Source organism: Nitrososphaera sp. (assembly GCF_050748925.1).
Lineage (GTDB): Archaea > Thermoproteota > Nitrososphaeria > Nitrososphaerales > Nitrososphaeraceae > Nitrososphaera.
On the sequence record NZ_JBOGQF010000179.1, the window covers coordinates 1 to 2,912 of the forward strand.

The 2,912-nt window shown below is 58.0% G+C and carries 3 protein-coding genes and 1 pseudogene; 3 read left to right on the forward strand and 1 reads right to left on the reverse strand.

From position 1 onward, the window contains the following. Positions 1-196, reverse strand: a pseudogene (locus ACREAY_RS11015) (hypothetical protein); the annotation flags it as partial. Positions 197-211: 15 nt separating this feature from the next. Between ACREAY_RS11015 and ACREAY_RS11020 the strand changes: the two are divergent. The 3 genes from ACREAY_RS11020 to proS form a co-directional block, all read left to right on the forward strand. Next, entirely contained in the window at positions 212-1,396 is a 1,185-nt protein-coding gene (locus ACREAY_RS11020; RefSeq protein WP_431755820.1) for a hypothetical protein, read from the forward strand. A gap of 38 nt (positions 1,397-1,434) precedes the next feature. After that, positions 1,435-1,728, forward strand: a complete 294-nt coding sequence (locus tag ACREAY_RS11025) for a hypothetical protein (RefSeq protein WP_431755821.1) — start codon at positions 1,435-1,437, stop codon at positions 1,726-1,728. 39 nt (positions 1,729-1,767) lie between these two features. Then, positions 1,768-2,912, forward strand: a 1,145-nt coding sequence (gene proS, locus ACREAY_RS11030; protein ID WP_431755822.1) for a proline--tRNA ligase, incomplete at its 3' end; no start/stop codon positions are given.

The following is a 2,912-nucleotide window of genomic DNA, read 5'->3' on the forward strand; positions in this document are numbered from 1 at the left end:
TGGCTATCTCTGCACTGGTGGCCGGCGGCATGGCCGACATTGTATCAAAAAGCCTGGCCTTGTGGCCTATGCTTACCATCAAGCACAACATCCCGTCGTTCAGGATTGAAAGCATCCTGCCCGCAAACTCTTCTTGCTCGCTCATGCTCTGGTATGGCGCGTGCGAAAAATTAAACTTTAAGCAAATAAGCAACATATGCGTCGTTATCCCGTGTCAACGCCTGCAGACATCAAGCGCCGCCTGGAGCAGAACTGGCTGCAATACCTTATGGCCAATTCCGAAAAACTGTCGATGGACACGCTTGACGGCGCGAGCCCGCCCTCTGTCTTTGTGGGGCGCTACGGTTACCCAAAAGTCCGGATGGGGCCCATGATACCGCCTGCGCACGGCGACACTGCAATAATGGACAGGACCGAGATGTGGGTCGGCAAGAGCCTGGAGGAGATTGCCGCCTTTCGCCTGTCCCTTGTCCGGGGAGTCGCAAGCGTGAACGCACGCGACGTGACAGGCCGGTACGTCGAGAGCATGCAAGAGCTTGCGATGTCAGACAGGCCTGCCGAGAGCGAGGCGACGTTTGAAAAGAGGCCCCTGGCAGACACGGACCTTGAGCGGGAGCTGCGCCTGAACACCGACTCGGCGCCGTTTGGCCCCGCCGCGCCGATAAAGACCTTCAAGGCGTCGTCGCTTTCTGCCGACCAGCGCATCGAAAGCGCGTTCTATGATGGCGATCTAAAGGCGTCAGACGCGGTGGTAGAGCTCTACAAAAAAGGCGTGGACTCTGGCAGCATCCACAAGGTGCTTTCAGTAGGGATGCTGGGGCTGAAAAAGAACAGAAAGCTGGTGCCCACGCGCTGGAGCATCACGGCGGCTGACGACATGATCTCGAGCCGGCTGGTCCGGGACAACGACGCAAGCGCCAGCATCGACCTGTTTGAGGTCCGGCAGTATTCGCACCTTGGCAACTATTATTCCGTCGTCATGATGCCTGACAGCGTGTGGAGCTTTGAAATGATCGAGTCGTGGTACGCCGGCGACGGCAAGATGGCAGTCGGCGCCGACTATGAAGACGCACGCGGGCTTGACCACTATCCGAGCATCGCCGGCGCATACTTTTCCGCCCGGCTTGCAGTCGCCGAGCACCTGTCGCGCAGGAGGAGAAAGGCGTCGGTGCTGGTCCTGCGGGAGATACACCCGGAATACGTCATGCCCGTCGGCGTGTGGCAGATAAGGGAGGGCGTGCGGGAGGCCATGAAAAAACCTGCCCAAACGTTTGACGGCATCGACGCGGCGCTTGCGTTTGCCTGCTCGACAATGTCGCAGTCGCGCTCTGACATCCTGGCGCACAGCCGGCTTTACCGGACCCTCAGGTCGCAGACCAGGATAACGGATTTCTGACAAAAAGGGTCATATACCTCCGTTGCGAATTGCCGGCCATGAGTGAGCCCCTTCCTGAAGGCATCAAGCACCTTGTAACGATAAACCCTGTTGAAAAAGCACCCAAGCTCACGGACGAGGCGAAAAAAGAGCTGCAGAGCGTGGGCATGATGGACGAAAAGGGGAAACTGAAACTGAAAGGCGTGAGCGCCAAGATGCTAAAGCGCATGAAGCAGGAGCAGGTCGACTGCCCTGTCCTGAAACAAGAGATCGCGTTCGTGCAGTGCTACGTGTGCCGGAACTTTCACAGCCGCGTCATGGGCCAGGTCTACTGCAAGGGCGAGCCGCTCTAGACAAAACTTCATAAACCCTCGCCAGTTGTCTGCAGTTGTTTGAGCTCCAGGGAAGGCGCCGGCATATCTGCCAAAAAGGGCGACGACTTTTCAGAGTGGTACACCCAGGTAGTGCTAAAGGCCGGCCTTGCCGACTATGCGCCCGTCAAGGGGTTCATCGTCTTGAAGCCCTACGGCTATGCGATATGGGAGTCGATCCGCGACATTTTAGATAAAAAATTCAAAGACACGGGACATCAAAACGGCTTTCTGCCCGTCCTCATTCCTGAAAGCCTGCTTGCAAGGGAGGAGGACCACTTTGCCGGCTTTACGCCCGAAGTGTTCTGGGTGACCAAGGCCGGCAACAACGAGATCGGCGAAAAGCTCGCGCTGCGCCCGACGTCGGAGACGCTCGCGTATTCCATGTTTGCAAAATGGATAACAAGCTACCGCGACCTGCCGCTCAAGATAAATTTCTGGAATACCGCGCTGCGCGCCGAGATCAAGGCGACCAAGCCCTTTGTCCGCACATCCGAGTTTCTGTGGCAGGAGGGGCACACCGTGCACGCCACCGAAGAAGAGGCCGAACAAGAAGTGATGGCGATACTTGACATCTACCGGCAGCTGATAGAGGAATACATCGCCGTCCCTGCAGTCAGGGGATTCAAGAGCGACAAGGAAAAGTTTGTCGGCGCAAAATACACGACGACGCTTGAAGGCATGATGGCCGACGGCAAGGCGCTCCAGATGGGCACGTCGCACCACCTTGCACAGAACTTTGCCAAGCCGTTTGGGATAAAGTACCTCGGCAAGGACACCAAGGAGCACCTTGCGTGGCAGACGTCATGGGGAGTGTCATGGCGCCTCATCGGGGCCTTGATTATGGTGCACGGCGACGACAAGGGGCTGATAATCCCGCCCCGCGTAGCGCCGGTGCAGGTGGTTATAGTCCCGATACACAAGGACAAGGACGCGCAGCCAGTCAAGGAGGCCGCGCACAAGGTTGCGGCAGAATTGCGGCAGGCCGGAGTCAGGGTGCACGTAGACGACCGCGACGAGTACACGTCCGGCTGGAAGTTCAACGAGTGGGAGATGAAGGGCGTCCCCCTGAGGATAAACATCGGCGCCCGCGACATGGAAAAGGGCCAGGTAGAGTTTGTGAGGCGGGACAACCGCGAAAAGGCGCAGGTCGAGCGGGCCAAGAT